This window comes from Bacteroides sp. (assembly GCF_019417265.1).
In the GTDB taxonomy this organism is placed as follows: domain Bacteria; phylum Bacteroidota; class Bacteroidia; order Bacteroidales; family Bacteroidaceae; genus Phocaeicola.
The window spans coordinates 29,243-32,599 of the sequence record NZ_DXVR01000026.1 but is presented as its reverse complement, the minus strand read 5'-3'; the positions used below and the strand labels follow the sequence as shown (position 1 = coordinate 32,599).

Annotated in this window: 3 protein-coding genes and 1 tRNA gene; 2 read left to right on the top strand and 2 right to left on the bottom strand. The window is 38.9% G+C overall.

Translation table 11 applies throughout. The features are described 5' to 3' along the window. Positions 1-143: 143 nt before the first annotated feature. A complete protein-coding gene (locus QZ379_RS05235; RefSeq protein WP_291559022.1) occupies positions 144-1,262 on the bottom strand; it encodes an AI-2E family transporter in 1,119 nt (372 codons plus the stop codon). Between the two features lie 205 nt (positions 1,263-1,467). On the opposite strand from QZ379_RS05235, the gene rsmI reads away from it, so the two are divergent. Together rsmI and QZ379_RS05225 are read left to right on the top strand one after the other, a co-directional pair. Beyond that, positions 1,468-2,157, top strand: coding sequence for a 16S rRNA (cytidine(1402)-2'-O)-methyltransferase (rsmI, locus tag QZ379_RS05230; protein ID WP_291559021.1), 690 nt, complete (start codon positions 1,468-1,470; stop codon positions 2,155-2,157). A 13-nt stretch (positions 2,158-2,170) separates the two neighbouring features. Then, positions 2,171-3,025 (top strand): hypothetical protein, encoded by an 855-nt coding sequence (locus QZ379_RS05225; protein ID WP_291559020.1) that lies wholly within the window; start codon positions 2,171-2,173, stop codon positions 3,023-3,025. 159 nt (positions 3,026-3,184) lie between these two features. Here the strand turns inward: QZ379_RS05225 and QZ379_RS05220 are convergent. After that, positions 3,185-3,258 (bottom strand) — tRNA-Met (locus QZ379_RS05220). Between the last annotated feature and the right edge of the window lie 99 nt (positions 3,259-3,357).

Below are 3,357 nucleotides of genomic sequence, written 5' to 3'. Positions count from 1 at the left end.
AGCGAATCAAACCTGTTTGCTATCGTTGTTTCCCGATTGCGAGTGCAAAGGTAGTACTTATTTTTAATTCTGCAAAACTTTTCGCATATTTTTCCCATTTTTTTCACCGTAAAAGACCAGGCATTCTCACCGGAATCAATATGTCACTCATTTTCAGGATGTTCGTTCTTACCATTAATAAACAGCAAATCTTTGTTTTTTATGTACCTTTGGTAATATGAAAGCAATAATGTAGTACATGGTAGAGCTATAATCATTCCAAGCATACCCATCAATGCGCCCCAAACCGATAATGAAAGAAGAATTATCGCCGGATTCAGACCTGTAATTTTTCCCATTATTTTAGGAACCAGGTACATATCCTGAATCAGCTGTACCACACAGAACACAACCAATGCCAGTCCAAGTATTATCCAAAAGCTCTCGCCTGTATCAGCGGCCTTCAATAGAGCTAAAATAATTGTAGGTATAAAACCGATAATCTGCAAATACGGCACCATATTGAGCAGTCCTATAAACAACCCCAGCCCTATCGCCAAAGGAAAGTCTATAATAAGGAAACCAATACTGAACAGAATACCGACACAAAATGCCACCAAAGCCTGACCTCGGAAGTATTTGTTCATGCTATCCTTGACATCATCCACTATGCCAAGCACCATACCTTTATGTTTCTCAGGCAATAAGCCAACCCAAGCACTGGCTATCTCTTCATAGTCAAGCAATATAAAGAACAGATACAGTAAAGTGATAAACACAGTGAATATAGTCAGTATAATATTGTATGAAGTGGAAAGAAGGGACCACATTTTAGGCAATAATCCCTTGACCGCCTCAATAAGATTATCCGAATTCAGATTCTCCTGTATCCATACCCAATTTACATTGTTATGCAAAAACTCTGTTATATCCTTCGGAATGGAAGTAAATCTTCCTCCCTCTGCAAAATAAGCTTCAATCAGCAACTTCAATTTTGCATATTCTTCAAGCATAGGAGGAACAATAAGGAAAGCGGCTCCTGCTATAACAACAATCACGGTCAACAATACAAGAAAAATGGCCAAAGCTCTGTTCTTTACTTTAAGCTTAGTCTGATAAAACTTTACCAGCGGATACATGAGATATGCTATTATCCAGGCAATAAAGAAGGGGAGCAACACACCGCTTAACTTATTAAGAAGATACAGAACACCTGCAAACACAGCCACACCCAATACTCCACGGACAAAGCTGTCGAAAGTAATTTTTTGAGAAGTACTCATCTATCAGAAATTATAATTGATTAATCTATATTCTATTGCAAAAATACAACTCTTAGTTAGAAAAACTAATTTCAAGGTACTAAAATTGAAAATAATCCGCACTTTCAAGCTTTCAACATACAACTTCTGTTAAAATTGCACTTGAAATCACCATTAAGAGCAAAAACTTTCTACCTTTGCTATTAATGACATCAAAAACTTAAATATGGGTAAACTATATGTAGTTCCTACACCGGTAGGAAATTTGGAAGACATGACACTTCGCGCCATTCGCGTACTGAAAGAAGCCGATTTGATATTGGCTGAAGATACACGTACTTCGGGGATACTCCTGAAGCATTTCGACATAAAGAATCCTATGCAATCTCATCATAAATTCAACGAACATCAGACAGTAGAGCATATCGTGACACGCATCAAGGCGGGCGAAACCGTTGCCCTGATTTCTGATGCTGGTACACCGGCAATATCCGATCCGGGATTCTTGGTTGTACGAGAGTGTGTACGAAACGGAATAGAAGTACAGTGTCTGCCGGGAGCTACAGCATTCGTTCCTGCCATAGTATCCTCCGGTCTGCCTAACGAACGGTTCTGTTTCGAGGGATTCCTTCCACAGAAGAAAGGAAGAATGACAAGACTTAACTCACTGGCCGATGAGAAAAGAACAATGATTTTCTATGAATCGCCATACCGTCTGGTTAAAACCCTTACACAGTTTTCCGAGATTTTCGGACATGAACGTCAGGTAGCCGTATGCAGAGAAATATCGAAACTGCACGAAGAATGTGTGCGCGGCTCGTTGACAGAAGTCATACAGCATTTCACTGAAACCGAACCAAGAGGGGAAATAGTGATTGTATTAGGAGGAAAAGAAGATGATAAAAACAAACAATAAAACAGCAATAATCATGAAAAAAGTATTATTATTATCAGTATGCGTTGCAGCATTTATGTCGTCGTGCAACAATTTAGGACAAAAGAAAGATGCACTTCAGGCACAAAATGATTCATTGATGTCTGAACTTTCAAACCGCAACGCGGAATTGGACGAAATCATGGGAGCATTCAACGAAATACAGGAAGGATTTCGTGAGATTAATGAAGCTGAAAATAGAGTAGATTTGAACGGAAGCGTTATCGAAAGCCAATCGGCAGCAAACAAAATAAAAGATGATATCAAATTCATCAGCCAGAAACTGAAAGATAACCGCGAAAAAATTGCCGAACTGGAAAAACAGCTGAAAAACAGCAATTACAAAAGCGCACAGCTGAAAAGAGCACTTGAAAATCTAACAGCCGAACTTGCGGCTAAACAGCAGCAAATAGAAACGCTCCAGTCTGAATTGGCTTCAAAGAACATCAGAATAGCTGAACTGGATGAGGCTGTGACAGACCTTACTCAGAATGTAAGCCAACTCTCAGCAGAAAATGAAGAAAAGAGCAAGACAGTAGCTGCACAGGACAAAGCACTGAACACTGCATGGTATGTATTCGGTACTAAAAGCGAGCTGAAAGACCAGAAAATACTAAAAGGAAGCGACGTATTGAAAGACAATGATTTCAACAAAGAATATTTTACTGAAATTGATATCAGAAAAGAAAAGGTAATCAAGCTATATTCAAAACGTGCCGAACTCCTGACTACACATCCGGAAGGTTCATACAAGCTGGAAAAAGATGACAAAGGACAATATTATCTTGAAATAACCAACCCTAACAATTTCTGGAGCGTATCAAGATATCTTGTAATCCAAGTAAGATAAGATTTCTCCCATAAACGACAAATGACACATGAAGCAGATTATAAATGTTTCATGTGTCATTTTATTTTGTACAAATTGGTATTTTGCATAAAAAGCTACATAAACCAAAAAGACATCTAAGAAACATACTTTCTTAAATGCCTGATAATTAAATTTCTGTAGCGGGAACCGGGATTGAACCGGTGACCTCATGATTATGAATCATGCGCTCTAACCAGCTGAGCTATCCCGCCATTGTTTTTATAAAAAACCGCCAGGCGTGGAAGCCACCCAACGGCTAAATCGTTGAATTGTAGCGGGAACCGGGATTGAACCGGTGCCCTCATGATTAT